At 59.3% G+C, this 25,445-nt stretch carries 27 protein-coding genes and 4 tRNA genes; 11 read left to right on the top strand and 20 right to left on the bottom strand.

The features are described 5' to 3' along the window. Positions 1-105 precede the first annotated feature (105 nt). The 9 genes from ACKLNA_RS01300 to ACKLNA_RS01260 all read right to left on the bottom strand — a co-directional run bounded on the left by ACKLNA_RS01300 (position 106) and on the right by ACKLNA_RS01260 (position 7,400). A complete protein-coding gene (locus tag ACKLNA_RS01300; RefSeq protein WP_002552737.1) occupies positions 106-378 on the bottom strand; it encodes an HU family DNA-binding protein in 273 nt (90 codons plus the stop codon). 147 nt (positions 379-525) lie between these two features. Then, positions 526-2,922 carry an endopeptidase La gene (gene lon / locus ACKLNA_RS01295; protein WP_085712471.1) on the bottom strand — a complete coding sequence of 799 codons (2,397 nt, stop codon included), beginning with the start codon at positions 2,920-2,922 and terminating at the stop codon, positions 526-528. A 163-nt stretch (positions 2,923-3,085) separates the two neighbouring features. Continuing rightward, the gene (gene clpX / locus ACKLNA_RS01290; protein WP_016775335.1) at positions 3,086-4,369 is read right to left on the bottom strand and encodes an ATP-dependent Clp protease ATP-binding subunit ClpX; all 1,284 of its coding nucleotides are present in this window, start codon (positions 4,367-4,369) and stop codon (positions 3,086-3,088) included. 112 nt (positions 4,370-4,481) lie between these two features. Then, positions 4,482-5,117, bottom strand: coding sequence for an ATP-dependent Clp endopeptidase proteolytic subunit ClpP (clpP, locus tag ACKLNA_RS01285; protein ID WP_053161532.1), 636 nt, complete (start codon positions 5,115-5,117; stop codon positions 4,482-4,484). A 92-nt stretch (positions 5,118-5,209) separates the two neighbouring features. Further along, positions 5,210-6,520 carry a trigger factor gene (gene tig / locus ACKLNA_RS01280; RefSeq protein ID WP_408984610.1) on the bottom strand — a complete coding sequence of 437 codons (1,311 nt, stop codon included), beginning with the start codon at positions 6,518-6,520 and terminating at the stop codon, positions 5,210-5,212. Between the two features lie 400 nt (positions 6,521-6,920). Then, a tRNA-His gene (locus ACKLNA_RS01275) sits at positions 6,921-6,996 on the bottom strand. Between the two features lie 76 nt (positions 6,997-7,072). After that, positions 7,073-7,157 (bottom strand) — tRNA-Leu (locus ACKLNA_RS01270). Positions 7,158-7,215: 58 nt separating this feature from the next. Beyond that, positions 7,216-7,291: transfer RNA gene (locus ACKLNA_RS01265), tRNA-His, on the bottom strand. Between the two features lie 32 nt (positions 7,292-7,323). Then, positions 7,324-7,400 (bottom strand) — tRNA-Arg (locus ACKLNA_RS01260). Between the two features lie 274 nt (positions 7,401-7,674). On the opposite strand from ACKLNA_RS01260, the gene folD reads away from it, so the two are divergent. Continuing rightward, positions 7,675-8,529, top strand: coding sequence for a bifunctional methylenetetrahydrofolate dehydrogenase/methenyltetrahydrofolate cyclohydrolase FolD (folD, locus tag ACKLNA_RS01255; RefSeq protein ID WP_085712473.1), 855 nt, complete (start codon positions 7,675-7,677; stop codon positions 8,527-8,529). 228 nt (positions 8,530-8,757) lie between these two features. Further along, positions 8,758-9,696, top strand: coding sequence for a D-alanyl-D-alanine endopeptidase (gene pbpG, locus ACKLNA_RS01250; protein ID WP_085712474.1), 939 nt, complete (start codon positions 8,758-8,760; stop codon positions 9,694-9,696). A 54-nt stretch (positions 9,697-9,750) separates the two neighbouring features. Here the strand turns inward: pbpG and ACKLNA_RS01245 are convergent, their stop codons facing one another. Next, complete coding sequence (locus ACKLNA_RS01245; RefSeq protein ID WP_102621718.1) at positions 9,751-9,957, bottom strand: hypothetical protein; 207 nt, start codon at positions 9,955-9,957, stop codon at positions 9,751-9,753. 97 nt (positions 9,958-10,054) lie between these two features. Next, positions 10,055-10,726 carry a peptidase C39 family protein gene (locus ACKLNA_RS01240; protein ID WP_265813888.1) on the bottom strand — a complete coding sequence of 224 codons (672 nt, stop codon included), beginning with the start codon at positions 10,724-10,726 and terminating at the stop codon, positions 10,055-10,057. 231 nt (positions 10,727-10,957) lie between these two features. Here ACKLNA_RS01240 and ACKLNA_RS01235 point away from each other — a divergent pair, with 231 nt between their 5' ends. After that, positions 10,958-11,125, top strand: a complete 168-nt coding sequence (locus ACKLNA_RS01235; protein ID WP_167443780.1) for a hypothetical protein — start codon at positions 10,958-10,960, stop codon at positions 11,123-11,125. 73 nt (positions 11,126-11,198) lie between these two features. Here the strand turns inward: ACKLNA_RS01235 and ACKLNA_RS01230 are convergent, their stop codons facing one another. Together ACKLNA_RS01230 and ACKLNA_RS01225 are read right to left on the bottom strand one after the other, a co-directional pair. Further along, complete coding sequence (locus ACKLNA_RS01230) at positions 11,199-11,948, bottom strand: TerC family protein (protein WP_134827432.1); 750 nt, start codon at positions 11,946-11,948, stop codon at positions 11,199-11,201. A 28-nt stretch (positions 11,949-11,976) separates the two neighbouring features. Then, positions 11,977-12,219, bottom strand: coding sequence for a hypothetical protein (locus ACKLNA_RS01225; protein WP_408984609.1), 243 nt, complete (start codon positions 12,217-12,219; stop codon positions 11,977-11,979). A 144-nt stretch (positions 12,220-12,363) separates the two neighbouring features. Between ACKLNA_RS01225 and nhaR the strand changes: the two genes are divergently transcribed. Next, positions 12,364-13,263 (top strand): transcriptional activator NhaR, encoded by a 900-nt coding sequence (gene nhaR, locus ACKLNA_RS01220; RefSeq protein WP_408984608.1) that lies wholly within the window; start codon positions 12,364-12,366, stop codon positions 13,261-13,263. On the opposite strand, the gene ACKLNA_RS01215 is transcribed toward nhaR, so the two are convergent. Continuing rightward, a complete protein-coding gene (locus tag ACKLNA_RS01215; protein ID WP_408984607.1) occupies positions 13,260-14,420 on the bottom strand; it encodes an MFS transporter in 1,161 nt (386 codons plus the stop codon). The genes nhaR and ACKLNA_RS01215 overlap by 4 nt on opposite strands. A gap of 337 nt (positions 14,421-14,757) precedes the next feature. Here ACKLNA_RS01215 and sstT point away from each other — a divergent pair, with 337 nt between their 5' ends. Then, positions 14,758-15,990 carry a serine/threonine transporter SstT gene (gene sstT / locus ACKLNA_RS01210; protein ID WP_408984606.1) on the top strand — a complete coding sequence of 411 codons (1,233 nt, stop codon included), beginning with the start codon at positions 14,758-14,760 and terminating at the stop codon, positions 15,988-15,990. A 66-nt stretch (positions 15,991-16,056) separates the two neighbouring features. On the opposite strand, the gene ACKLNA_RS01205 is transcribed toward sstT, so the two are convergent. Next, the gene (locus ACKLNA_RS01205; RefSeq protein WP_065259353.1) at positions 16,057-16,566 is read right to left on the bottom strand and encodes a DUF1993 family protein; all 510 of its coding nucleotides are present in this window, start codon (positions 16,564-16,566) and stop codon (positions 16,057-16,059) included. A gap of 124 nt (positions 16,567-16,690) precedes the next feature. Here ACKLNA_RS01205 and ACKLNA_RS01200 point away from each other — a divergent pair, with 124 nt between their 5' ends. Then, entirely contained in the window at positions 16,691-17,338 is a 648-nt protein-coding gene (locus ACKLNA_RS01200) for a YceH family protein (protein ID WP_408984605.1), read from the top strand. A 17-nt stretch (positions 17,339-17,355) separates the two neighbouring features. Here the strand turns inward: ACKLNA_RS01200 and ACKLNA_RS01195 are convergent, their stop codons facing one another. Both ACKLNA_RS01195 and ACKLNA_RS01190 read right to left on the bottom strand, forming a co-directional pair. Continuing rightward, positions 17,356-17,874 (bottom strand): cupin domain-containing protein, encoded by a 519-nt coding sequence (locus ACKLNA_RS01195; RefSeq protein ID WP_085712484.1) that lies wholly within the window; start codon positions 17,872-17,874, stop codon positions 17,356-17,358. An 85-nt stretch (positions 17,875-17,959) separates the two neighbouring features. Beyond that, on the bottom strand, positions 17,960-18,778 hold the full coding sequence (locus tag ACKLNA_RS01190) for a shikimate 5-dehydrogenase (protein WP_408984604.1): 819 nt from the start codon (positions 18,776-18,778) through the stop codon (positions 17,960-17,962). A gap of 254 nt (positions 18,779-19,032) precedes the next feature. On the opposite strand from ACKLNA_RS01190, the gene ACKLNA_RS01185 reads away from it, so the two are divergent. From ACKLNA_RS01185 to ACKLNA_RS01175, 3 genes are all read left to right on the top strand, one after another. Next, positions 19,033-19,377 carry a hypothetical protein gene (locus ACKLNA_RS01185; protein ID WP_025108898.1) on the top strand — a complete coding sequence of 115 codons (345 nt, stop codon included), beginning with the start codon at positions 19,033-19,035 and terminating at the stop codon, positions 19,375-19,377. Between the two features lie 246 nt (positions 19,378-19,623). After that, positions 19,624-19,818, top strand: coding sequence for a hypothetical protein (locus tag ACKLNA_RS01180; RefSeq protein ID WP_085712486.1), 195 nt, complete (start codon positions 19,624-19,626; stop codon positions 19,816-19,818). A 102-nt stretch (positions 19,819-19,920) separates the two neighbouring features. Then, the gene (locus ACKLNA_RS01175) at positions 19,921-20,103 is read left to right on the top strand and encodes a hypothetical protein (protein ID WP_085712487.1); all 183 of its coding nucleotides are present in this window, start codon (positions 19,921-19,923) and stop codon (positions 20,101-20,103) included. On the opposite strand, the gene ACKLNA_RS01170 is transcribed toward ACKLNA_RS01175, so the two are convergent. Beyond that, positions 20,100-21,161, bottom strand: coding sequence for an AI-2E family transporter (locus ACKLNA_RS01170; protein WP_408984603.1), 1,062 nt, complete (start codon positions 21,159-21,161; stop codon positions 20,100-20,102). The two genes, ACKLNA_RS01175 and ACKLNA_RS01170, sit on opposite strands and share 4 nt — an antisense overlap. Before the next feature lie 156 nt (positions 21,162-21,317). Between ACKLNA_RS01170 and yegQ the strand changes: the two genes are divergently transcribed. After that, a complete protein-coding gene (yegQ, locus tag ACKLNA_RS01165; RefSeq protein WP_408984602.1) occupies positions 21,318-22,646 on the top strand; it encodes a tRNA 5-hydroxyuridine modification protein YegQ in 1,329 nt (442 codons plus the stop codon). A 6-nt stretch (positions 22,647-22,652) separates the two neighbouring features. Here the strand turns inward: yegQ and ACKLNA_RS01160 are convergent, their stop codons facing one another. Then, the gene (locus ACKLNA_RS01160; protein WP_408984601.1) at positions 22,653-23,516 is read right to left on the bottom strand and encodes a LysR family transcriptional regulator; all 864 of its coding nucleotides are present in this window, start codon (positions 23,514-23,516) and stop codon (positions 22,653-22,655) included. A gap of 101 nt (positions 23,517-23,617) precedes the next feature. Here ACKLNA_RS01160 and ACKLNA_RS01155 point away from each other — a divergent pair, with 101 nt between their 5' ends. Beyond that, entirely contained in the window at positions 23,618-24,511 is an 894-nt protein-coding gene (locus tag ACKLNA_RS01155) for a DMT family transporter (RefSeq protein WP_408984600.1), read from the top strand. A gap of 12 nt (positions 24,512-24,523) precedes the next feature. Here the strand turns inward: ACKLNA_RS01155 and ACKLNA_RS01150 are convergent, their stop codons facing one another. Beyond that, entirely contained in the window at positions 24,524-25,240 is a 717-nt protein-coding gene (locus ACKLNA_RS01150; RefSeq protein WP_408984599.1) for a FadR/GntR family transcriptional regulator, read from the bottom strand. Positions 25,241-25,445: the final 205 nt, after the last annotated feature.

Raw genomic sequence — 25,445 nt, 5'->3', positions numbered from 1 at the left:
CTCGATCCCGGCGTAGCAGACAATTATTCCAAACTGCCTGCTCTACCGCTCCGCTGCCAAGTCAGGCATGACCCCGACCCGGATGGGTAAAAACCTGAATCAAACTTAGTTGACGGCTTCTTTCAGGGCTTTACCGGCTTTGAAACCTGGCTTCTTGGCTGCCGCGATTTCCAGAGTCTTGCCGGTCTGTGGGTTACGACCGATGCGAGCTGGACGATCGGTTACCGAGAAAGTACCGAAACCTACCAGAACTACGGAGTCGCCAGCCTTCAGAGCGCCAGTGACGGATTCGATTACAGCGTCCAGCGCACGGCCAGCAGCAGCTTTCGGGATATCAGCGGATGCAGCGATAGCATCAATCAGTTCCGACTTGTTCACTCTAAGTCCCCTTATATCTATTTTGAGATGATTCTAAGTTTTTTGGTGAAAGCAAAAACGAGTGCTGAATGGCCTACAGACACTTAAGAGCCGCTTTATAACAAGGGCTCTAAAAAACTGTCAACAAGCCCCCCAGCCAAAGACGTATTAATGCGTGCTAATTCTTTCCTTGGAATCGGACTCGCGTTTTTCATCCTTCGCGACAATCTCCGGAGCCACATCCGGCAAGGGCTCCGGCGCGTATTGCAGCGCAATTTGCAGGACCTCGTCAATCCATTTAACCGGTTTAATCTGCAGATCCTGCTTGATATTGTCAGGAATCTCCTTCAGATCACGCACGTTCTCTTCCGGAATAATCACGACCTTGATTCCACCACGGTGTGCGGCGAGGAGTTTTTCCTTCAGGCCACCAATGGCAAGGACTTGACCACGCAGGGTGATCTCGCCGGTCATGGCGACATCAGCGCGCACAGGAATACCCGTCAAAGCCGACACCAGCGCGGTGCACATGCCTACACCGGCGCTCGGACCGTCTTTCGGCGTAGCACCTTCCGGCATGTGAATATGGGTGTCGCGCTTCTCGTGGAAGTCCAGGGGAATGCCCAGGCTCTTGGCACGGCTGCGCACAACTGTCAGGGCCGCAGTGATCGATTCGACCATTACGTCGCCCAGCGAACCGGTCTTGATCAGTTGCCCTTTGCCCGGCACGACGGCCGCTTCGATGGTGAGCAATTCACCGCCGACCTGAGTCCAGGCCAGGCCGGTCACCTGACCGATCTGATCCTGCTGCTCGGCCAGACCGTAGCGGAATTTGCGTACGCCAAGGAAGTGTTCCAGCAGATCAGCTGTCACTTTCACCGAGAAGCGTTTTTCCAGCGCATGTTCTTTGACTGCCTTGCGGCAGACCTTGGCAATCTGCCGCTCGAGGCCACGCACACCGGCTTCACGGGTGTAGTAACGGATGATGTCGCGGATCGCTTCCTCGTCGAATTCCAGCTCGCCTTTCTTCAGGCCGTTGGCGGCAATCTGCTTTGGTGACAGGTACTTGACGGCGATGTTGATCTTTTCGTCTTCGGTGTAGCCCGGCAGACGGATCACTTCCATCCGGTCCAGCAGCGCCGGCGGAATGTTCATCGAGTTCGAGGTGCAGAGGAACATCACATCCGACAGGTCGTAATCGACTTCCAGATAGTGATCGTTGAAGTTGTGGTTCTGCTCCGGATCGAGCACTTCAAGCAACGCCGACGCCGGATCGCCACGCATGTCGCTGCCCATCTTGTCGATTTCATCGAGCAGGAACAGCGGGTTGCGGACGCCCACCTTTGTCATCTTTTGAATCAATCTTCCTGGCATCGAACCGATGTAAGTCCGACGGTGACCACGGATTTCCGCTTCGTCACGCACGCCACCAAGGGCCATGCGCACGAATTTACGGTTGGTGGCGTGGGCAATCGACTCCGCCAGCGAGGTTTTACCCACGCCCGGAGGACCGACCAGGCACAACACCGGGCCACGAATCTTTTTCACGCGTTTCTGCACGGCGAGGTACTCAAGGATGCGTTCCTTGACCTCTTCCAGGCCGTAGTGATCGGCGTCGAGAATGTCTTCGGCACGGGCCAGATCCAGGCGTACCTTGCTCTGGGCCTTCCACGGCACCTGTACCAGCCAGTCGATGTAGGACCGCACGACGGTGGCTTCAGCCGACATCGGCGACATCTGCTTGAGCTTGTTCAGCTCGGCGGTGGCCTTGGCCAGGGCGTCTTTCGGCAGACCCGCAGCGTCGATGCGCTTTTTCAGGTCTTCGATTTCGTTGTGGCCTTCGTCGCTGTCGCCGAGTTCCTTCTGAATGGCCTTCATCTGCTCATTCAGGTAGTACTCGCGCTGACTGCGCTCCATTTGCTTCTTGACGCGGCCGCGGATGCGCTTTTCGACCTGCAGCAGGTCGATTTCGGCGTCCAGCAGAGCCAGAACGTGCTCGACCCGGGCAGCCAGGTCGATGATTTCGAGGATTTCCTGCTTCTGCTCGATCTTCAGCGCCATGTGGGCAGCCATGGTGTCTACCAGACGGCCCGGCTCATCGATGCTGTTGAGCGACGACAGGACTTCAGCCGGGACTTTCTTGCCCAGCTGAACATATTGTTCGAATTGCGACAGCAGCGTGCGCACGAAGACTTCGGACTCGCGCTCGGCGGCGTCGACTTCGTCGATCAGGGAGACTTCGGCACGGCAGTGGCCATCGACCTCACTGAAACGCTCGACAGTACCCCGCTGCTCGCCTTCGACCAGAACCTTGACGGTGCCGTCAGGCAGCTTGAGCAGTTGCAGTACTGTGGCAATGGTACCGACGCGATACAGAGCGTCTTCTCCGGGATCGTCGTCAGCCGGGTTTCTCTGGGCCAGCAGGAGGATCTGCTTGTCGCCCGTCATCGCGGCCTCGAGGGCTTCGATGGATTTCTCGCGCCCCACGAACAGCGGGATAACCATGTGCGGATACACAACGACATCACGCAATGGCAGGAGAGGCAATTCGATGGTGGTCTTCATGATTTCGCCTCTACGGCGGCCATATGGCCGTAATCAGATGGAATTAAGCTTGAAACCAAGATGGGGGCTGCCTTGAAAAAAAACAAGCGCAAAGCGGATGTAAAAAACGACATAAAAAAAAAGAGGCCCGAAGGCCCCTTCTTTGTTCCGGCAGGGTGGACACTTACGCGTCCGGCGCTGCCTTGGCCGTCGGCTCACTGTTTTCGTAGATATACAGTGGCTTGGACTTGCCTTCGATCACGCTCTCATCGATCACGACTTTGCTCACCTCGGACTGCGAGGGGATTTCATACATCGTGTCGAGCAGCACACCTTCGAGAATCGAACGGAGGCCACGGGCACCGGTTTTACGCTCCAGGGCACGTTTGGCGACCGATTTCAGCGCGTCGGAACGGAATTCCAGATCCACGCCTTCCATCTCGAACAGCTTGGCGTACTGTTTGGTCAGGGCATTTTTCGGCTCGGTGAGAATCTGCATCAATGCAGCCTCATCCAGCTCGTCCAGCGTCGCGAGGACCGGCAGACGACCGACGAATTCCGGAATCAGACCGAACTTGACCAGATCGTCAGGCTCGACTTCACGCAGGGATTCACCGACTTTCTTGCCTTCTTCCTTGCTGCGCACTTCTGCGTTGAAACCGATGCCACCCTTGGTGGAACGATTCTGGATCACTTTCTCCAGACCGGAGAACGCACCACCACAGATGAACAGGATGTTACGGGTGTCGACCTGCAGGAACTCCTGCTGCGGATGCTTGCGGCCACCTTGCGGCGGAACGGAAGCGACCGTGCCTTCGATCAACTTGAGCAAGGCCTGCTGCACGCCTTCACCGGAAACGTCCCGGGTGATCGACGGGTTGTCGGACTTGCGCGAAATCTTGTCGATTTCATCGATGTAGACAATGCCCATCTGGGCCTTTTCCACGTCGTAATCGCACTTCTGCAGCAGCTTCTGAATGATGTTCTCGACGTCTTCTCCCACGTAACCCGCCTCGGTGAGGGTGGTTGCGTCGGCGATGGTGAACGGAACGTTCAGCAAGCGGGCCAGGGTTTCGGCCAGCAGGGTTTTACCGGAGCCTGTCGGGCCGATCAGCAGGATGTTGCTCTTGCCGAGTTCGACGTCGTCAGCCTTTTTATCACGCTGGTTCAGACGCTTGTAGTGGTTGTACACCGCTACCGCGAGAACCTTCTTCGCACGCTCCTGACCAATGACGTACTGGTCAAGGATGCCGCTGATTTCTTTAGGCGAAGGCAATTTATGCGCGCTGCTTTCGGCCTGTGCTTCCTGCACCTCCTCGCGGATGATGTCGTTGCACAGGTCGACGCACTCGTCGCAGATAAAGACCGAGGGGCCGGCAATCAATTTGCGCACTTCATGCTGGCTTTTGCCACAGAAGGAGCAATAGAGCAGCTTGCCGTTGTCCTCGCCGTTGCGGGTGTCAGTCATTCGTTCGATCCAAATCCGATAGGCTTGCAACACAAGATGAAGGCTATTGCGGGCTTTTTCAAGCCCGCCACTGATCGGACCAGCCGATCAGGCCTGTTTTGAGCTGCTTATTTTAAGCTGGACGCTGGTTGATCACTTCGTCGATCAAGCCGTATTCCTTCGCAGCTTCTGCACTCATGAAGTTGTCGCGGTTGGTATCGCGCTCGATTTCTTCAAGCGTGCGACCGCTGTGCTTGGCCATCAGCGTGTTCAGACGCTCGCGGATGAAGAGGATTTCCTTGGCGTGGATTTCGATATCCGACGCCTGACCCTGGAAACCGCCCAGTGGCTGGTGAATCATCACTCGCGAGTTCGGCAGGCAGTAACGCTTGCCAGGTGCACCTGCGGTCAGCAGGAATGCGCCCATGCTGCAGGCCTGACCGATGCAGGTGGTCGACACGTTTGGCTTGATGAACTGCATGGTGTCGTAGATCGACATGCCTGCAGTAACCGAGCCGCCCGGGGAGTTGATGTAAAGATGGATGTCCTTGTCCGGGTTTTCCGCTTCAAGGAACAGCAGTTGCGCGCAGATCAGGTTGGCCATGTAGTCCTCTACCGGACCCACCAGAAAGATTACCCGCTCCTTGAGAAGACGCGAGTAGATGTCATAGGCGCGCTCGCCACGAGCAGATTGCTCGACAACCATCGGGACCAGGCCGCCGGCGGCCTGGATATCAGAGTTCTGCTGAATATAGGAATTACGGAACATGCTCTGCAGTCACTCCCAAATAGTCATGTCTTGAATACGCATAAGCCAGCTCGAAGGCTGGCTTATGGTGTGTGCTTCTAACGCAGAAACAATCAGTCGGCTTTTGGAGCTTCTACCGGCTTGACCGCTTCTTCGTAAGAGACCGATTTGTCGGTCACGCTAGCTTTCTGCAGAACAGTATCCACAACTTGTTCTTCCAGCACAACCGAACGGACTTCGTTCAGTTGCTGGTCGTTCTTGTAGTACCAGGACACGACCTGCTCAGGCTCTTGGTAAGCCGAAGCCATTTCCTGAATCATTTCGCGAACGCGGGCTTCGTCTGGCTTCAGGTCGAATTGCTTGACCACTTCAGCCACGATCAGACCCAGAACAACGCGGCGTTTGGCTTGCTCTTCGAACAGCTCGGCCGGCAGCTGGTCAGGCTTGATGTTGCCGCCGAACTGCTGAACAGCCTGCACGCGCAGACGGTCAACTTCATTGGACAGCAGAGCCTTTGGCACTTCGATCGGGTTGGTGGCCAGCAGACCGTCCATTACCTGATTCTTGACCTTGGATTTGATAGCCTGACGCAGCTCACGCTCCATGTTCTTGCGAACTTCGGTGCGGAAGCCGTCGATGCCGCTTTCCTTGATGCCGAACTGGGCGAAGAACTCTTCGTTCAGCTCAGGCAGTTTTGGCTCGGAAACGGTGTTGACAGTTACGGTGAACTCGGCGGTTTTGCCAGCCAGGTCCAGGTTCTGATAGTCCTCTGGGAAGGTCAGGTTCAGAACGCGCTCTTCGCCGGCTTTGGCGCCAACCAGGCCTTCTTCGAAGCCAGGGATCATGCGGCCGGAACCCAGCACCAGCTGAGTGCCCTTGGCGGAGCCGCCAGCGAACACTTCGCCGTCAACCTTGCCAACGAAATCGATGTTCAGCTGGTCTTCGTTCTGGGCAGCGCGATCGGCCACTTCGAAACGGGTGTTCTGCTTGCGCAGGATGTCCAGCATCTTGTCCAGATCGGCGTCAGCCACTTCAGCGCTCAGACGCTCAACGGTGATGCCTTCGAAACCGGCAACGGTGAACTCAGGGAACACTTCGAATACGGCTACGTATTCCAGGTCCTTGCCAGCTTCGAGCGACTTGGGCTCGATCGACGGCGAACCGGCCGGGTTCAGCTTCTGCTCAACCACAGCTTCGTAGAAAGAGGACTGAATCACGTCGCCAATCGCTTCCTGACGCGCATCAGCACCAAAACGGCGCTTGATTTCGCTCATAGGCACTTTACCAACACGGAAGCCAGCAATCTTGGCCTTTTTGGCAGTCTGCTGCAGACGCTTGTTGACCTGAGTCTCGATGCGCTCAGCCGGCACGGTGATGCTCATGCGGCGCTCAAGAGCAGTAGTATTTTCAACAGAAACTTGCATGGATATTCCTCGTTGCACAGACGTTAGCCGGCCGTTTCCGACCCAAGAATCAAGGGCAAGCATTCTAGTAGGTCAAACTCAAGAAGTCACCCTACTGAAAACGGGTAAAAAAACAGCAGGCAAATTGAAGGCGGGGACAAACGGTTGCGCCTCGCCCTGTTAGCAAATACAGCCAATCAAGCCAGGGCCCTGCGCCAACCTCTTCTATATATAGAGGCGGTTGAATCACCTCCCTGACAGCCGACCTCGCAAGCAAGGTCGACGGGCAGTGCAGCATCATCGAGCAACATTGATACGACGAAGCGCCCTGCCCTGCGACCCGAAACCGGCAGTCGCCGAAATCTCGAAACCGTAAAACAAAAAAGGCGCCAGACTGTTAAATCTGGCGCCTTTCGAAATATGGGGTGGACGATGGGGATCGAACCCACGACAACGGGAGTCACAATCCCGTGCTCTACCAACTGAGCTACGCCCACCATATTGCGTGTCAAAGAAGCCAAACAACTTCTTTGTAGAACTTCACCCTACCAACGGCATGAATGAAGCTTTGATTGGTGCGGATGAAGAGACTCGAACTCTTACGCCTCGCGGCGCTGGAACCTAAATCCAGTGTGTCTACCAATTCCACCACATCCGCGGATGAAGCTTTTTAAAGCAAAGGCGCCAGACTGTTACATCTGGCGCCTTTCGAAATATGGGGTGGACGATGGGGATCGAACCCACGACAACGGGAGTCACAATCCCGTGCTCTACCAACTGAGCTACGCCCACCATATCGCGTTACTTGTGCCAAAGCTGCCTAATGGCGCACCCGGCAGGACTCGAACCTGCGACCATCCGCTTAGAAGGCGGATGCTCTATCCAGCTGAGCTACGGGCGCCTTGTTAGCTGTACCCTTGGAGGACTACAAACTAAGTGCTTTCCAGTCTCGCAAAACCTTGATTTCGCTCGACCTTCTTAACCAGTGCTAGGCTGTGCCCGACAAGTGCGACGAATAGTATAGAGCGACCTGCAGGTCGTCAAATCCTTTTTGAAAAAAATTCATTTAATTAAAGGGCTTAGGGGAATTTGCTGACCAAGCGCCTTTGCCCTCACCGTTTGACATGCGAGAATGCGTTCTCTTTTTTTCCCCTCTCGATGGTTAATCACGCGCAATGACTGCACAACTAATCGACGGCAAATCAATCGCCGCCAGCCTGCGCCAGCAGATCGCTCAACGGGTAGCCGAACGTCGCGAGCAAGGCTTGCGTACTCCTGGCCTCGCGGTGATCCTGGTCGGCAGCGATCCTGCCTCTCAGGTTTATGTCTCGCACAAGCGTAAAGACTGTGAAGAGGTCGGCTTCCTCTCCCAAGCCTACGACCTGCCTTCCGAAACCACTCAGGAAGCACTGACCGATCTGATCGATCGGCTGAACGACGACCCGGCAATCGACGGCGTTCTTCTTCAACTTCCTCTGCCTGAGCACCTGGACGCGTCCAAACTGCTGGAACGCATCCGCCCGGACAAGGACGTCGACGGTTTCCATCCTTATAACGTCGGTCGCCTGGCCCAGCGCATTCCGCTGCTGCGTCCGTGCACGCCGAAAGGCATCATGACCCTGCTGGAAAGCACCGGTGTCGATCTGTACGGAATGGATGCGGTGGTCGTCGGCGCTTCCAACATCGTCGGTCGTCCGATGGCCATGGAGCTGCTGCTGGCCGGCTGCACCGTGACCGTGACCCACCGCTTCACCAAGGACCTGGCCGGCCACGTTGGCCGCGCCGATCTGGTGGTGGTTGCCGCCGGCAAGCCGGGCCTGGTCAAGGGCGAGTGGATCAAGGAAGGCGCGATCGTGATCGACGTCGGCATCAATCGTCAGGACGACGGCAAACTGGTCGGTGACGTCGTGTACGAAACCGCCCTGCCCCGCGCTGGCTGGATCACACCAGTACCAGGCGGCGTCGGCCCGATGACCCGTGCCTGCCTGCTGGAAAACACCCTCTACGCGGCAGAAACCCTGCACGCTTAAAGCGCTTTTTCCGCTCCAGAAGAACCCCGCCTTGTGCGGGGTTTTTCGTATCCTCGAAAAAACCTTTACCGTTCGCCGGAAACCCCTATTTTTACAGGGCTTTTCACGACTTTTTCATGCCCTTCAAACAACCATCGACAGATCTTCAGCCATACTCCTAGAATGCGTCGTTTTACGACACAGTCCGTTACAAAAAACGGCATTTCCAACCTTCATGAGTTCGCCCGCGTGAATATTCGTCTGTCCATCCTGAGCCTGGTTTTTGCATTTTCAGGCACGCTCCTCACGCCAACGGTCAACGCCGCCGAAACCACCGCTGCCCCACGAGACGCTTCACAGTTGAAGATTGCCTCCGGCAGCGCCCTGCTGATGGATCTGCAGACCAACAAAGTCATCTACTCCAGCAATCCGGACGTGATCGTGCCGATCGCTTCCGTCAGCAAGTTGATGACCGGCCTGGTCGTGGTTGAAGCCCACCAGAACATGGACGAATGGATTGACGTCGACATCAGCCACACCCCGGAAATGAAAGGCGTGTTTTCCCGGGTCAAACTGCGCAGCGAACTGCCGCGCCGGGAGATGCTGCTGATCGCTTTGATGTCCTCGGAAAACCGCGCCGCCGCCAGTCTCGCCCATCACTATCCGGGCGGTTATGCAGCCTTCATCGCGGCGATGAACGCCAAGGCCAAGGCGCTGGGCATGACCAGCACCCACTTTGTGGAACCGACCGGCCTATCGGAGCGCAACGTTTCCACCGCCCGCGACCTGAGCAAGTTGCTGATGGCTGCGCAAAAACATCCGATCCTGACTGAACTCACCACCACCAAGGAAAAAACCGTCTCGTTCCGCAAACCCAATTACACCCTGGGTTTCCGTAACACCGACCACCTGGTGAACAAGGCCGACTGGGACATCAAGATCACCAAGACCGGCTTCACCAATCCGGCCGGGCATTGCCTGGTGCTGGTGACCCGGATGAGCAACCGCCCGGTCGCCCTGGTGATTCTCGATGCGTTCGGCAAGTACACCCACTTCGCCGATGCCAGCCGCATCCGCAGTTGGGTGGAAACCGGCCGGAGCACCAACGTTCCGGCGGTGGCCCAGCAATACAAGGCCGAGAAGAACCTCAAGGGCCGCCAGAGCGGCGTGGTCGAAGCGTCCAAGTAAATCGCGACACAAGAAAAAGCCCCGAACATTCGGGGCTTTTTTTCGCCTGCCGGTTCAGTCGTTGGGCAGCGGCATCTGGTCATCATCGGGAATTCCGTCGCCGGCACTGGGGTCGCGCCGATGTTCCGGAGTCACCACAGCCGGGCGAGCCAATGGATCGCGCAGCGGACTGTCCGGATCCAGCACCGGATCAACGTCCGGCTCCGGCGTGGTCGGCACACTGTCCGGTTTATGGTCGTCAAAGCTCGAATCGGTACTCATACGCACCTCTCGTTCGGGTAATCACCCGAAAAAACCGGGCATTACCCTTATGAGCGTAGCTGCGCGCCAGGGTGCCCGTCAGGAGACGGACGGAACCTCACTGCCCCGCCAACGCCTTGCGCGCCTGTGCCGCCTCGCGCTCCTGGCCAGCCTGCGCCAGTTCATCAGCGGCTTTCAGCCAACGCTGACGATCGACCGCTGCCGGGAGCTGCGAAGGTTTCTGAATCAATACCGCCCAGCCACCCGACTTCTCGAGCGCAGACTCGAATGAACTGAAACTCATCAACTCACGACGGTTCATCCCCGCGCGCAGCAGAACCTTCTGCTTCTTGCGGTCATAGCCGGAAAGGATCGCGTACCGCGGCTCGGCCCAGAACGCCGATCCCTCGCTGAAACGCACCATCACCGGGTAACCCGCCGCCACCTGAGTCAGCAACGCCGGCAAACGGGCATCTACCGGATACACGACCATGCCGTATTCGCGGGCCAGGTTCTGCATATTCTGCTGAAGCTTGTCCTCGGCGCCCGGCAGGTGGAGTGGTTTTTCCAGCAGGCCCGGAGTGATCACGATGCCTTGCTGCGACAGCAGACTGGCCAACACCTGTGGCCCGCTCTGATTGGCTTCGCCACGATAGAAGGTGCCACTGAGCTCAACGCGCTCCGGCAGGCGCTGGACTTCCGGCGCCACGCTGCCCGCACACCCCACCAAAGCTGTCACACAACCGGCCACCAGCAGTGCCATGCGAATCCGGGAAAATAGCTGCACCATCGTCACTCTCTTGATCAGTTACCGGTCATCGTGTTCCGGCTTGGTCGAGGATCATAGGACGGCACAACGCTGCGGTATAGCCCAAAGGGGCAGATGCATCGGCTGCATAGAGCGAAGTGATTGGTCACCACCGACCTTTGGTCAATAGCCTGAAACACGCCAGCGACTAGACTGTCACTCGAAAGACAGCAAAAGAGTGAGCGCCCGATGCAGGGCAAAGAGGAGGCACCGATGAGCCTGACCATGACCATTGTGATGTTGATTGCCGGCTGGCTGGCCGTTGCCGCCGCCATGTTGTGGGGCGTGCTGCGGATTTCCCGTCGCCATCACCACCCTGTGCAACCAGCACCGATCAAGAAGATCGAGAAACACAGCGCCCGTCACGCCACCGCGCACTGACGTCTTTCAATCGATTCAAACGAAAAAGGCCGCGTGACTCTTGCGAGTGACGCGGCCTTCGCTTTTCCAGCGGTTACGCCTGGGCAGCCAGTTTCTTCTGCTTGGCGCGACGGGACATCATGTTCAACACCTCGATCGCAGCCGAGAACGCCATGGCGGCATACACATAACCTTTCGGTACGTGGGCGCCGAAACCTTCGGCGATCAGCGTCATGCCGATCATGATCAGGAAGCCCAGGGCCAGCATCACCACCGACGGGTTGTCGTTGATGAACTTGGCCAGCGGGTCAGCCGCAAACAGCATCACCAGTACCGAAACCACCACCGCGATCACCATGATCGGCAAGTGTTCGGTCATGCCGACCGCGGTAATGATGCTGTCGATCGAGAACACCATGTCCAGCATCAGGATCTGCCCGATGGCGGCGGCAAAACCCAGAGTCACCGTCGAGGTCGCCGACTTCGGATCGTCCGGCACCGGGTCCATGCTGTGATGGATTTCGGTCGTCGCCTTCCACACCAGGAACAAGCCACCGGCGATCAGGATCATGTCCTTCCAGGAAAACGCCTGGCCCAGGATCTCGATGACCGGCGCGGTCAACTGCACGATGAACGCAATGGTGCTCAACAGGGCCAGACGCATGATCAGCGCCATGCCGATACCGAGGCGGCGGGCCTTCTGCCGGTACTGCTCGGGCAGCTTGTTGGTCAGGATCGAGATGAAGATCAGGTTATCGATGCCGAGCACGATTTCCATCACCACCAATGTGGCCAAGGCAATCCAGGCCGTCGGGCTGGAAGCGAGTTCTAAAAGGTATTCCATGGGTCAGTCCTGACTCTTGTAAGACGGTTTAGATGGTCTTGGAGGAAGATTCGGATTTTTCCGCATCTTTTTCCGGGGCTTCTTTTTTCTCGATCAGGCCGCCAGTGGCTTCGCTGAGCGCCTGCTCGGCGGCTTTGTGCGTGTCGTCGATCGCCTGTTTGGCGCTCTCGGCGGCCTTGCCCATCAATTGCTGGGCGCTTTTTTCAGCCTGGTCGCAGCCCACCATAAGCAGTAAAGACGTAAACATCAGTGCCGGGATCGTGTATTTCATAAGGCTTCCTTCGAATGAACAGACAGGGTCACAGACCGCCCGTCGATGGCTGGGCATTCTAGGGAGACAAACACTTCAGGAAAATTCGTATTTTTAGCGGCTATACTTCGATTTATACGAACTGTATTTGACGGACCGAACGCCATGCTCAATTACCGACAACTGCATTACTTCTGGGTGGTAGCCAAGACCGGCAGCATCGTGCGCGCCTGCGAGCAACTGAACCTGACGCCGCAGACCATCAGCGGGCAGATTTCCCTGCTGGAACAGACCTACGGCATCGAGTTGTTCCAGAGAGTCGGCCGGCAACTCGAACTCACCGAAGCCGGGCGCCAGGCCCTGCCCTACGCCGAGCAGATGTTCCAGCTCGGCGGCGAACTGGAACTGATGTTGCGTGCCCAGCCCAACGAACAGCAGATCCTGTTCCGGGTCGGCGTGGCGGACGTGGTGCCCAAATCCATCGTCTATCGCCTGATCGCGCCGACCATGGAGCTCAGCGAGCCGCTGCGCATCACCTGCCGCGAAGACAAACTCGAGCGATTACTGGCGGACCTGGCGATCCAGCGCCTGGACCTGGTGATCTCCGACAGCCCGATGCCGTCGCACCTGGACATCAAGGGCTACAGCCAGAAACTCGGGGAATGCGGGATCAGTTTCTTCGCCACCGCCGAGCTGGCGGCGTTATACGGTCGGGATTTCCCCCGTAGTCTGCACGGCGCGCCGCTGCTGATTCCCGGCGCGGAAACCGTGGTGCGCAGCCGTTTGCAGCGCTGGTTCGCCGAGCAGCAAATTCAGCCAAGAATTGTCGGGGAGTTCGATGACAGCGCCTTGATGCAGGCGTTCGGCCAGTCCGGCAGCGGGATCTTCATCGGGCCGAGCGTGATTGCCGATGAGGTGAAGCGCCAGTACGGCGTCGAGTTGATCGGTCAGACCGATGCGGTGAGCGAGTCGTTTTACGCGATTTCAGTGGAACGCAAGGTCAAGCACCCCGGCATCAAAGCGATTACCGAAGGTGCCCGACGCGAGCTGTTTACAGAGTTTTAAGCCGGCGCGCAGACGTCGCGCGGCTTGAGCACCATCAACACCATGGCGAGGAAGATCGACAGCAGAATGAACCCGGCTGCGGCGAAACCGACGAAGCCCAGGCCGGCACTGTCAATCACCCGACCGCCAATGATCGCGCCCAGACCAATCCCCAGGTTGGCCCCGGCGATGTTCAGCGACGCGGCGAAAGCCGGCGCCTCAGGAGCGGCTTTCATCAAGCGCACGTGGCTGACCAGAAAGAGCGCCGCCTGCGTCACGCCCCAGATGCCCATGGCCGCCGCCAGACCCAGCGAGGAATTGATGTTGGGCACCAGCGCCACCATCCCGGGGATCATGAACGCACAGAACATCACCGAGGCCATCAGCGGATGGCGATCCACCGCGCGCCCGCCCAGCGAGTTACCGATTAGCCCGACCGCGCCGAAGCCCATCAGGCACCAACCGACCACGGTGCCATTGAAGCCGGCCAGACGCTCGAGAATGTCCGCCAGATAGGTGTAGGCGGTGAACATGCCGCTGAACACCAGGATCGACAGCAGCACATGACCAAGCATCAGCGGGCTGCGCAGGATCTTGAACTGCGAAGCGAAGCTGACCTGATGCTGGTGCAGGCTGGTTTTCGGCAGGTAGACAAACAGCAGCAAGGCCTTGGCGAACGCGATCACCGCCAGAATGGCGAACGCGCTGCGCCAGCCGAATGCATCGGAAATCAGCGTACCCACCGGAATGCCGAACACCGTGGCGCAGACGATGCCGAAGCCGATCTTGGCAATGGCGCGACCGGCGAAGTCCGGGCCGACGATGTCCACGGCGGTTTCACTGGCCAGCGCCCAGAACACCGGCAACCCCAGTGCCGGGATCAACCGCGCGAGGGCCATGACCCAGATGTTCGGCGCCAATGCCGCTACGGTGTTGGCCAGACCGAACATGATCAGGATGGTGATGAACAGTTTGCGCCGTTCGAATCGGGCGAAATAGGCGGTCAAGAAAGGACCGAACATGGCCACGGTGAAAGCGAATAGAGTCACCAGCAACCCGGCTTGCGGGATGGTGACTTCCAGGTCGCGGGCAATCGCCGGCAACAGGCCGACGATGACGAACTCCGTGGTCAGCACCGTGAATCCGGCGGCAGACAACAGAAGGATGGGCAACAGCATGAGGAACTCCAGCAAAACGACGACACCAGCGCTGACCCGAAGGCCCGCCGGCAGAACTTGAAAATAAGGATGCGCAATCTTAACAGAGTGTTTCCCGAGTGACTTGCACAAACCTGTCTATGTTGCCGAACGTTTCGGTGGCAGATCGTCACAGGCCTGAAGGATAAGGCCTACGCTGTGATAAAGTCCGCGCCCTGAAAAACGTACACCCTGTTCAGCCACCCGTTCAACGGCGTGGCTGTCGCGTCATTCCTTTCGGTTCGTGTCTGTGGCCTGCCCCCGATTCATCGCCCGGATCACGCAACCTTGCACCCTATAAAAAAGCAGAGATGCCGTTATGACCGCTTCATCCCCTTCTCTAATGCAACGCCTGAAAAGCCTCAGTCTGGTCACGCAGATCCTGATCGGCCTGATTGCCGGCATCGCCCTGGCGCTGCTCGCACCGGAGGCCGCGAAAGGCACCGCTTTCATCGGCAAGGTGTTCGTCTCGGCACTGAAAGCCGTGGCGCCGATTCTGGTGTTCGTACTGGTGATGGCCTCGATTGCCAACCACAAGCACGGCCAGGAAACCCATATCCGGCCAATTCTGTTCCTCTATCTGCTGGGCACCTTTGGCGCTGCGGCGGTGGCCGTGGTTGCCAGCACCCTGTTCCCGTCGCATCTGGTGCTGTCCACCGACAACGTTGCCGTGACGGCACCGGGCGGCATCGGTGAAGTCCTGCAAAGTCTGCTGCTGAGCGTGGTCGATAACCCGGTCACCGCGCTGATGAACGCCAACTTCATCGGCATTCTGGCCTGGGCCATCGGCATGGGCGTCGCCATCCGCCACGCCGGTGATACCACCCGGGAAGTGGTCAGCGACCTGTCCAACGGCGTGACCCTGATCGTGCGCGTGGTGATCCGCTTCGCGCCGCTGGGGATTTTCGGCCTGGTGGCTTCGACCCTGGCCACTTCCGGTTTTGGCGCACTGGTCGGTTACGCCCACCTGTTGGCGGTGCTGTTGGGCTGCATGGCCTTCGTGGCGCTGGTGATGAACCCGCTGATCGTGTTCTGGAAGCTGCGCCGCAACCCGTACCCGCTGACGCTGAAATGCCTGCGTGAAAGCGGCATCACCGCGTTCTTCACCCGCAGCTCGGCGGCGAACATTCCGGTCAACCTGGAACTGAGCAAACGCCTGGGCCTGCACGAAGACACCTATTCGGTCTCGATTCCGCTGGGCGCGACCATCAACATGGCCGGTGCATCGATCACCATCACCGTGCTGACCCTCGCCGCCGTGCACACCCTGGGCATCGCCGTGGACATCCCGACCGCGATCCTGCTCAGCGTCGTCGCGGCGATCTGCGCGTGCGGTGCGTCCGGTGTAGCCGGCGGCTCGCTGCTGTTGATCCCGCTGGCGTGCAGCCTGTTCGGCATTCCGAGCGAAATCGCCATGCAGGTGGTGGCGGTCGGCTTCATCATCGGCGTGCTGCAGGATTCGGCCGAGACGGCGCTGAATTCCTCCACCGACGTGCTGTTCACCGCTGCGGCTTGCCTGGGCGAAGAACAGAAAGCCCAGCGTCCGGCGTAAAAACCGAGCGCAACAAAAAGCCCGCCAAGGCGCAAACCTTGGCGGGCTTTTTTGTTGCCGGGCTGTTTAGAACGCGCCCATGTAATCGCGCTTGCCGATTTCAACGCCGTTGTGACGCAGCAGGTCGTAAGCAGTAGTCACGTGGAAGAAGAACTGCGGCAGGCCGTAGCTCAGCAGGTAGGCCTGGCCGCTGAAGCGCTTCTCTTTCGGGGTGCCCGGACGGGTCACGATCTCGATGCCTTCCTTGCCGTTGATTTGCTCAGGCTTGATCTCGCCGATGAAGGCCAGGACCTTGGCGATCAGCGCTTGCAGCTCGGCGAAGGTGGTTTCGGTGTCGTCGTATTTCGGGATTTCGACTTCAGCCAGACGCGAGGAAACGCCTTTGGCGAAGTCCACGGCGATCTGCACCTGACGCACCAGCGGGAACATGTCCGGGTACAGACGCGCTTGCAGGAAGGCGTTCGGGTCGATGTTTTTCGCGGTGGCGTGGGCTTCGGCTTTTTTCAGCACATCGCTCAGGGCGTTGAGCATTTGTTGGAAAACCGGGACGGATGCGGCGTACAGGGAAATGGTCATGGCAGTCTCACGTGGTGGCTGGGTGAATCGTGGGGCGATTATAGCCATGCTCGCGGGCCGCGCGACTTGTCTTTTATCCAGCAAGGATTAGGCTAGGCGCCTTCGACTGCAGAGGGAACGCGCGATGTCCACAGAACTTGAAACCAACGTCAACGAACCACGGCTCAACGCCACGGAAATCCGCATTCTGGGTTCGCTGATCGAGAAACAGGCCACCAGCCCGGAAACCTATCCGCTGACCCTCAACGCGCTGGTGCTGGCCTGCAATCAGAAAACCAGCCGGGAACCTGTGATGAACCTGACTCAGGGCCAGGTCGGCCAGAGCCTGCGCGCTCTCGAAGGTCGCGGTTTCGCCAAACTGGTCATGGGCAGTCGCGCCGATCGCTGGGAGCACAAGGTCGACAAGGCCCTGGAGCTGGTGCCGGCACAGATGATTCTGACCGGGCTGATGTTCCTGCGCGGCCCGCAGACCGTCAACGAACTGCTGACCCGCAGCGGTCGCATGCATGAATTCGAAGACGCCGAACAAGTGGTGCATCAACTGGAACGCCTGATCGCCCGGGATCTGGCGGTGCTGATTCCGCGTCAGGCCGGCCAGCGCGAAGACCGCTACACCCACGCGCTGGGTGATCCGGCTGACATCGAGGCGATTATCGCGGCGCGACAGAGTCCGAGTGATCGCGGCGCTGCCAGCGGTGTGTCAGTGGAGCGTATCGAAGAGCTGGAAGCGCGGATTGCGGCGCTGGAAGAGCGTCTGGCCCGCCTCGAATAAGTGCAATAGGGGCGGCGTCACTCGCCGTCCCAGTAATCCACCCCGTCCGACTGCCGCGCCACTGCGACGAACCCCGAGGCATTGCCCTCGGCATCGATGCTGAAGTTATCCATCACCGCGTATTTGTTCGAGTCCGGGTACTCGCAGATGTCCGGTTGCTGCTGGGTGCTGACCGCCAGATAGCGCAGCTCCTGCGAGCTGGTGTTGATGATTTGATGCGCCTTTTCCGGGCCGCCCGGCGGGCAGGCGATCACGTCGCCGGCGCGGATCGGGAAACGCTCGGCCCCCAGACGCACCTCCCCTTCCCCGGCCACCACGTAGAACATTTCCTCATTGACCCGATGACTGTGGAACGGGCTGCCGCGCATGCCCGGCGGCAGCGCATACAGCCGATAACCGAGCTTCTGCGCGCCCAGTTGCTGGCCGACCCGGGCGAACCGCTGCTGGTAACGCCCGGCGGTTTCGCCTTCAGGGGCCAGGGCTTCGGGCAACGGTTCGAGTTCGACATCATTCAGGTTGAGAATGGGCGGGTGCATGCAAACCTCGGTTTTTGTCGTGGGGCAAGTCTGTGCCTGCTGATCCGGCAGTATAGGCAATGACCAACCCCGACACCGGGATCAATCAACTGCGGGCAAACGCCACCGCTGCATCGAACTGCTCGACCGTCGGCCGCACGCCGGTGTACAGCACGAACTGCTCCAGCGCCTGGATCGCGATCACTTCCAGCCCGGTGATGACTTTTTTGCCTTCGGCGCGGCCACGCACGATCAGCGGGGTTTCCGAGGGGATCGCCACCACATCGAACACAGTATCGGCAGATTTGATCACGTCGACTTCAAATGCCAGTTGCCCCGCTTCTGGACCACCGTCCATGCCCACCGGCGTCACGTTGATCAGCATCTGCGGGCGCTCCTCACCCAGATCCGCCTGCCAGCGATAACCCAGGGAATCGGCCAGCGCACGGCCGGCGCGCTCGTTGCGGGCGACAATCAGACCATTTTTGTAGCCGCCGTCACGCAAGGCACTGGCCACAGCCTTGGCCATGCCGCCGCTGCCGCGCAGGGCGAAAGTCGAGTCCTTCGGCACCGCGTGGGTTTCCAGCAACTGGGCGATAGCAATGTAATCGGTGTTGTAGGCCTTGAGATGGCCCTTGGTGTTGACGATGGTGTTGATCGACTGGATCGCCGCTGCCGAGGCATCCAGCTCGTCGACCAGCGCAATGCTCGCTTCCTTGAACGGCATCGACACCCCGCAACCGCGAATGCCCAGCGCCCGGATCCCGCCGACGGCTCCTGGCAGATCCTGGCTGCTGAAGGCCTTGTAGTAGAAATTCAGGCCCAGTTGTTCGTACAAATGGTTATGAAAACGCAGACCGAAATTCCCGGGACGCCCAGACAGGGACATGCACAGTTGGGTGTCTTTGTTGGGGTTCATCTGCATGGGAGTCTCCTTCGAATGCACTTTCGGATGGACGGGATTAGCCAGACCATCGGGTTCTGAACGATCATAAGGCGGTCTGTTCCGGGCATCACAGCCGTTGCCTGAAACCCGGTAAGCAAGTCGGTACAGACCTTACACAAAATTTACCCAGCCGCCGTGCTGTTTTTCCAAATGTTGCTGTCTTAGAAGTATCCCCGCGCTATCCCGAGCCTGTTGCAGGCCCGGACGCCGGGTCGAAGAACCGAGGATTAATCATGATTCGTAAACTCCCCATCGTGGCCTTGTTGATTGGTGCATTCGCGATCACGGGTCAGGCAGAAGCCCACGGCGGTGGCTGGCAGGGCCCGGCGGTATTTGGTGCGATCGTCGGCTCGGCCATCATCGGCTCGGCGCTCATCAACCAGGATCGTCCGGTGTATGTTCAACAGCCTGTTTACGCTCAACCGGCGCCGGTGTACGTGCAACAACCGCCACCACCGGTCTACTACCAGCCGGCCCCGGTTTACGTACAACAACCGGTTTACGTTCCAGGCCCGGTCTACTACGGTCCGCCCCGTGGTTATTACGGCCACCCGCACTACTACGGTGGTCGCTGGTAAGCACACAGACAGAGCCCCGCTTTTACAGCGGGGCTTTTTATTGGCCTCAAGAAAGCCAACCGTCCGTCGGCCAGCGTCTGAAAAAATCTCGCCAAGGTCGCTGTGGGGACAGTTTGAACCGTTAAAGTCGGCATGATGGACTCGACCGTCGGGCCGAAACACAAAACGGTCATCTATTTGTCATGACGGAACCGCAATCTGAATCCGTCCGCATACAACAGGTTGATAAAAACAAGGACGACTGGAATGCCAACACAGAATCCGCACCGCATCGTCGGTTTATGCACCTCGAGCAAGGTCTACAACGCACTGACCGAGCTCAAGCACCTTGAAGGCCATCGCACGGCGAAATTTGTGTCGCTGCTGGCGGAAAACCTGGTGCGCAAGGGCTTGCTCAACGAGCATGAGATCGTGCACATGCTCGATCAAGTGGTCGATTGACCAAGCCCTCAACGGTATCAATGTCCACTATCGAAAGCGTTGATTGTCCCTGAAACGGCCAAGTCCCTAAGGTAGCTCCATAGATTGATGGAGGTACTTTTCATGGCACAGGTTCAAATCATGTCCGTTGTCGGCAGCGCGGTTCCCGCCTCCCTCAGAGAGCTTGGACTGCTCGCCTGCTGGTATCTGGTGCGCGACGGCGAACCGGTCAGCGGCCCGCTCACTTCGCTGCCAGCCGCCCAGGCGCTGTCGCAACGACTGATCAACGGCCCGTTCAAGGCTTAAGGCAACTGCACCTTAGGTCTGGTTTCGACGAACAGAGCCCAGCTCGACATGAACAATGCAGCGATCAGCGGCCCGATCACGAAACCATTAAGACCAAACACCGCCATCCCGCCCAGCGTCGAAATCAGGATCATGTAGTCCGGCATGCGCGTGTCCTTGCCCACCAGCACCGGACGCAGCACGTTATCCACCAGGCCGATCACGAACACCCCGAACAGCCCCAGCACCACGCCCTGCCAGATCATCCCGCTGAGCAGGAAGTAAACCGCCACCGGCGCCCAGACAATCCCGGCCCCCACCGCCGGCAGCAGTGACAGAAACGCCATCAACACTGCCCAGAGCAACGCGCTGGGTATGTCGAGAAACCAGAAAATCGCCCCGCCCAGCGCGCCTTGCGTAATGGCCACCAGCAGGTTGCCTTTGACCGTGGCGCGCACCACCCGATTGAATTTCAGTTGCAGGCGCCGCTTGTGATGCTCTTCCAGCGGCACCGCCGTGCGCACCTTGCGCGCCAGTTCGGCACCGTCGCGCAGAAAGAAGAACAGCAAATACAGCATGATGAAAAAACTCACCACGAAATCGAAGGTGCCCTGGCCGAAACTGAATGCCTGGGTCGCCAGCACCTGACTGCCCTGCATCGCCGCCTTGACGATCTTCTCGCGCACGGCATTGAGTTCACCCATGCCGAAACGGTCGAGCAGATGCTGAAAATACGGCGGCAGGCTGTGCTTGAACTGCGCCAGATACGCGCCGATGTCGAGCTTGCCGCTTTCGATGTTGTCGTAGAGCGTCGCCCCTTCCTGCACCAGCAAGACGCTGATGACGATCACCGGCAGAATCGCGATCACCACGCAGACACTCAGGGTGCACAGTGAAGTCAGGTTGCGTTGCCAGCCGTACTTCTGCTGCAACCGGCGCTGCATCGGCGCGAACACGATGCCGAGGATCACCGCCCAGAACACCGCGCCGTAGAACGGCAGCAGGATCCAGATGAAGGCCACCGTCACCAGCAGCAACAGCACGGTGAGGGATTTGAATTGCAGACTCTTTTGGTTCATGTCCGGTCCATGTCAGTCAGGCGCCACGCGCGCCCGCCCAACTTAGTCAGCCCACGCCCGCGCGAGTGCCATCTTTGTTCATGGAGCATAGATCCAGATCAATAAACCCTCGCTGCACCTCGTTTACCCTCCCGCGCTTTTGCGACCGACACCGCCATGACGCCCTCCTTCACCCCGGAACTGCTCGCCCCCGCCGGCACCCTGAAAAACATGCGCTACGCCTTCGCTTACGGCGCCGATGCGGTCTACGCCGGCCAGCCGCGCTACAGCCTGCGGGTGCGCAACAACGAGTTCGACCACGCCAATCTGGCCCTCGGCATTCGTGAAGCCCAGGCCCAGGGCAAGCGTTTCTATGTGGTGGTCAACATCGCGCCGCACAATGCCAAGCTCAAGACCTTCCTCAAGGATCTGGCGCCGGTGATCGAGATGGCGCCGGACGCACTGATCATGTCCGACCCCGGCCTGATCATGCTGGTGCGCCGGCACTTTCCGCAGATGCCGATTCACCTGTCGGTGCAGGCCAACACGGTGAACTGGGCGAGCGTCGAGTTCTGGCAGCAACAGGGGCTGAGCCGGATCATCCTGTCCCGGGAGCTGTCGCTGGAAGAGATCGGCGAAATCCGCGAGCAGGTGCCGGGCATGGAGCTGGAAGTGTTCGTCCACGGCGCGCTGTGCATGGCCTATTCCGGCCGCTGCCTGCTCTCCGGCTACATGAACAAGCGCGACGCCAATCAGGGCACCTGCACCAACGCCTGCCGCTGGAAATATTCGGCGCAGGAGGCCACCGAAAACCAGCTCGGCGAGATCGTGCAGACCTTCGAACCGCAACCGACCCTCGGCCTCGGCGCCCCCACCGATCAGGTGTTCCTGTTGCAGGAAGCCAACCGCCCCGGCGAGATGATGCCGGCCTTCGAAGACGAGCACGGCACCTACATCATGAACGCCAAGGACCTGCGCGCCGTGCAGCACGTCGAGCGCCTGACCCGCATGGGCGTGCACTCGCTCAAGATTGAAGGCCGGACCAAATCCCACTTCTATTGCGCCCGCACCACTCAGGTCTACCGCCGGGCCATCGACGATGCGGTGGCCGGTCGCGAATTCGACCGCAGCCTGATGACCGATCTGGAATCCCTCGCCCAACGCGGCTACACCGAAGGTTTCCTGCGCCGGCACGTGCACGACGAATATCAGAACTACCAGAACGGCAGTTCGGTGTCGGAACGTCAGCAATTCGTTGGCGAGCTGACCGGCGAGCGCCGGGATCGGCTGGCCGAGGTCATAGTGAAGAACCGCTTTGCCCTGGGCGATCATCTGGAACTGATGACGCCCAAGGGCAATTTCCATTTTGATCTGCATGAATTGCAGAGCCTCAAGGGCGAGGCCATCGACGTGGCGCCGGGGGACGGGCACACCGTGTACCTGCCGATTCCGGATGCGGTGGATCTGCGCTTCGGCTTGTTGATGCGCGACGTGAGCGGGACCTGATCCGGCTCAGGCAAACTCCTCGCGCAACATCGCCACAAACGCCTCACGCGCCGGGTGCACCCCGGCATTTTCATGCCAGTAGAACAAATTGTCGATGGCCGTCAGTTCGGGGAATTCGTAACCCGCACATCCGGCGCCTTTGGCGTACTGCTCGAACACGCCTTTGGGCACCAGCGCCACGCCAGCGCCGGCACTCACGCAACCGACAATCGCCCCGTAACTGGCCAGGCTGACAATCGGCAACGCCAGGCCCTGACGCAACAGCCAGTGCTCCAGCGCGGCGCGATACGGACAGCCCTGCGGCCACATGAACACGGTCTTGTCCTGCAAATCGTCGAGGTCGCGTATCGGCCCGAAAGAAGTCGAAGCGATCAGCAGCAGTTCCTCTCGATACATCGGCGTGCGCTTGAGCTGCGAACGCTCGACGTCCACCGCGACGATGGCGCCGTCCAGACGATGACTGACCGTATCGTCGAGCAACTGGCCCCAGGTGCCGGTGGTCAATTCCAGCGCCACATTCGGATAGCGCTTGTGAAATTTCGCCAGCAAGCGCGGCAGACGCCCGGTTGCCGAAGACTCGATGGCGCCGATGCGCAGCGGCCCGGACGGCTCGGCAGCGGGATCGACCGCCCGCTTGGCTTCGACCGTCAGTGCCAGAATCTTCTCTGCATAAGCCAGAAAGGTCTGCCCGGCAGGACTGATCCGCAATCCCCGCCCTTCGCGCAGAAACAGCGCCACTCCCAGCTCCGCTTCCAGGGATTTGATCCGCGCCGTGATGTTCGACGGCACGCAAAACAGCTTTTCCGCGGCTTTGGCGATGCTGCCGACCTCGGCCACGGTCTTGAACATGCGGATTTGCGCCAGCTCCATATTCATCACTCTGAGTGAACGGTTCGCGCAGTATAAGTCAGTTGTGGCGAATGATTGGCCGCCCGGATACTCGGTGCATCAACCCTGCTGGTGCCTCGCTCATGCCCTCCACTTCGCCTTTGAAAATCCTCTTGGCCATGGCCTTCGTCGTCGGCTGCTGGGCCTATTCGCCGACCGGCATCCACATCGGCCTGCAAGCCTACGATCCGGGTCATCTGGCGTTGCTGCGCTTTCTGCTGGCGTCGCTGTTCATGGCGGTGATTGCAGGCTTCAAGGGCATTCACCTGCCGCGCCTACAGGATTTGCCACTGTTGTTTGCCTTGGGCTTCTTCGCCGTCAGCCTGCATCACGTCGTGTTGAACATCGGCCAGCAAAGCGTCAGCGCCGGCGCGTCGAGTGTGCTGGCGCAATCGACGCCACTGTTCAGCACGCTGCTGGCGCGGTTTCTGTTCAAGGATCGGGTCAGCGTCTGGCGCTGGGGTTGTGTGCTGACAGGATTCGTCGGCGTGGTGATTGTGGTGAGCGGCGATCGCGGCCTCGGCAGCATCGACGCTCATGGTTTGCTGATTTTGCTGGCCGCCGTTTCGTGGAGCGTTTACTTCGCCCTGCAAAAACACCACGCCCGGCGCTACGACGGGCTGACGCTGGTTTGCTACACGGTGTGGTCCGGCACGCTGCTGTTGTTGATCTACTTGCCGGGGCTGGCCGACAGCGTGGCCAGTGCGCCGCTGCGGGTGCAATGGGCGGTGCTCGCTCTGGGGGTATTTCCCAGCGCCCTCGCCTATCTGGCGTGGGCGTTCGTGCTCAAGCACGTGGACCTGAGCCGGGCGACGATGACGCTGTATCTGATTCCGCCGACCGCGATGGGGATTGCTTCGGTGTGTCTGGGCGAACGCCCGACACTGCTGGTGCTGGTGGGGTCGGCGGTGGTGTTGATCAGTGTACTGGCGTTGAATCTGGAAAGGCCGGCGGTGGTCCGGGCCATCGAGACTTGAGTCGCGGCGGCATCAGGCGCCGCCCGCCGAAAACCGGTCGCGACTGTTGCTCAGGTGCAACCACATCGCCGCACGCGCCGCCTCCGGATCCTGGCGTTTGATCGCGTTGAAAATCGCCTCATGCTCCAGGTTCGCCAATTGCCCGAGCTTGCTCAAATCCACCGCCCCGCGCTCGGCCGCATTGACCCGGGTGCGCGGAATCATCGCGCTGCCCAGGTGCTGCATGATTTCGGTGAAGCAGACATTGCCGGTGGCTTCTGCAATCAACAGATGAAAGCGCCGGTCGGCCTCGACGCAACTGTCGTTGTTGGCCAACAGACTCTGATAATCGTCCAGCGCCTGACGCATCTGCAGCAGTTGTTGTTCGCTGCGACGTTGCGCAGCCAGCGCCGCCGCTTGCGTCTCCAGACCCATGCGCAATTCGAGAATGCTGCGCACCCCCAGCGCGGTATCGACATTCAGCCGCAGCCCCTGCTCCGGCGCGCGCTCGATCACGAACGTGCCGATGCCGTGCCGCGTCTCCACCAGCCCCGACGCCTGCAACTTGGAAATCGCCTCACGCACCACGGTGCGGCTGACGCCGTGTTCCTGAACGATCGAGTTCTCCGACGGCAATTTGTCTCCGGGCAGCATCTGGCCGAGCAGGATGCTCTGGGTGAGTTTCTCGACCAGGTCATGGGCCAGGTTGTGCGCGCGTTTGCGGGCGGGGGCGTCGAGGTCTTCTTGCATGGTCGGTTCCGGTGATCGGGGCAAGCCGATCGTAGCACTGCAGGCGATGACTTGTATGAGCTCCTATGATTTCAGGCGCTCAACTTGTATGACAACAAGCGATTTTCGCTAGAAAACTTTCACTGTTTTCACGCCAACACTCCACTTTTGCTGGACTGGCACTCTGCACCCTGGCCCGCAACCATCCTTTAAAGCCCAACAAATA

The organism is Pseudomonas sp. UV AK001, from assembly GCF_046097675.1.
Classification (GTDB): Bacteria; Pseudomonadota; Gammaproteobacteria; order Pseudomonadales; family Pseudomonadaceae; genus Aquipseudomonas; species Aquipseudomonas kribbensis.
Note: the sequence above shows the minus strand (reverse complement) of the source record. Positions and strands in the feature narration are given on the sequence as shown.

Bases quoted from the DNA above. Each gene is read 5' to 3' on its own strand.
- folD (WP_085712473.1), top strand. From the start codon at position 7,675: ATGACTGCACAACTAATCGACGGCAAATCAATCGCCGCCAGCCTGCGC.
- ACKLNA_RS01195 (WP_085712484.1), bottom strand. From the start codon at position 17,874: ATGCACCCGCCCATTCTCAACCTGAATGATGTCGAACTCGAACCGTTG.
- ACKLNA_RS01215 (WP_408984607.1), bottom strand. From the start codon at position 14,420: ATGCTGTTGCCCATCCTTCTGTTGTCTGCCGCCGGATTCACGGTGCTG.
- tig (WP_408984610.1), bottom strand. From the start codon at position 6,520: ATGCAAGTTTCTGTTGAAAATACTACTGCTCTTGAGCGCCGCATGAGC.
- ACKLNA_RS01180 (WP_085712486.1), top strand. From the start codon at position 19,624: ATGCCAACACAGAATCCGCACCGCATCGTCGGTTTATGCACCTCGAGC.
- clpP (WP_053161532.1), bottom strand. From the start codon at position 5,117: ATGTTCCGTAATTCCTATATTCAGCAGAACTCTGATATCCAGGCCGCC.
- ACKLNA_RS01175 (WP_085712487.1), top strand. From the start codon at position 19,921: ATGGCACAGGTTCAAATCATGTCCGTTGTCGGCAGCGCGGTTCCCGCC.
- ACKLNA_RS01155 (WP_408984600.1), top strand. From the start codon at position 23,618: ATGCCCTCCACTTCGCCTTTGAAAATCCTCTTGGCCATGGCCTTCGTC.
- ACKLNA_RS01205 (WP_065259353.1), bottom strand. From the start codon at position 16,566: ATGACCATTTCCCTGTACGCCGCATCCGTCCCGGTTTTCCAACAAATG.
- ACKLNA_RS01160 (WP_408984601.1), bottom strand. From the start codon at position 23,516: ATGGAGCTGGCGCAAATCCGCATGTTCAAGACCGTGGCCGAGGTCGGC.
- ACKLNA_RS01150 (WP_408984599.1), bottom strand. From the start codon at position 25,240: ATGCAAGAAGACCTCGACGCCCCCGCCCGCAAACGCGCGCACAACCTG.
- ACKLNA_RS01200 (WP_408984605.1), top strand. From the start codon at position 16,691: ATGTCCACAGAACTTGAAACCAACGTCAACGAACCACGGCTCAACGCC.
- ACKLNA_RS01190 (WP_408984604.1), bottom strand. From the start codon at position 18,778: ATGCAGATGAACCCCAACAAAGACACCCAACTGTGCATGTCCCTGTCT.
- lon (WP_085712471.1), bottom strand. From the start codon at position 2,922: ATGAAGACCACCATCGAATTGCCTCTCCTGCCATTGCGTGATGTCGTT.
- ACKLNA_RS01230 (WP_134827432.1), bottom strand. From the start codon at position 11,948: ATGGAATACCTTTTAGAACTCGCTTCCAGCCCGACGGCCTGGATTGCC.
- ACKLNA_RS01185 (WP_025108898.1), top strand. From the start codon at position 19,033: ATGATTCGTAAACTCCCCATCGTGGCCTTGTTGATTGGTGCATTCGCG.
- ACKLNA_RS01170 (WP_408984603.1), bottom strand. From the start codon at position 21,161: ATGAACCAAAAGAGTCTGCAATTCAAATCCCTCACCGTGCTGTTGCTG.
- ACKLNA_RS01245 (WP_102621718.1), bottom strand. From the start codon at position 9,957: ATGAGTACCGATTCGAGCTTTGACGACCATAAACCGGACAGTGTGCCG.
- ACKLNA_RS01240 (WP_265813888.1), bottom strand. From the start codon at position 10,726: ATGGTGCAGCTATTTTCCCGGATTCGCATGGCACTGCTGGTGGCCGGT.
- ACKLNA_RS01235 (WP_167443780.1), top strand. From the start codon at position 10,958: ATGAGCCTGACCATGACCATTGTGATGTTGATTGCCGGCTGGCTGGCC.
- ACKLNA_RS01225 (WP_408984609.1), bottom strand. From the start codon at position 12,219: ATGAAATACACGATCCCGGCACTGATGTTTACGTCTTTACTGCTTATG.
- clpX (WP_016775335.1), bottom strand. From the start codon at position 4,369: ATGACTGACACCCGCAACGGCGAGGACAACGGCAAGCTGCTCTATTGC.
- yegQ (WP_408984602.1), top strand. From the start codon at position 21,318: ATGACGCCCTCCTTCACCCCGGAACTGCTCGCCCCCGCCGGCACCCTG.
- nhaR (WP_408984608.1), top strand. From the start codon at position 12,364: ATGCTCAATTACCGACAACTGCATTACTTCTGGGTGGTAGCCAAGACC.
- sstT (WP_408984606.1), top strand. From the start codon at position 14,758: ATGACCGCTTCATCCCCTTCTCTAATGCAACGCCTGAAAAGCCTCAGT.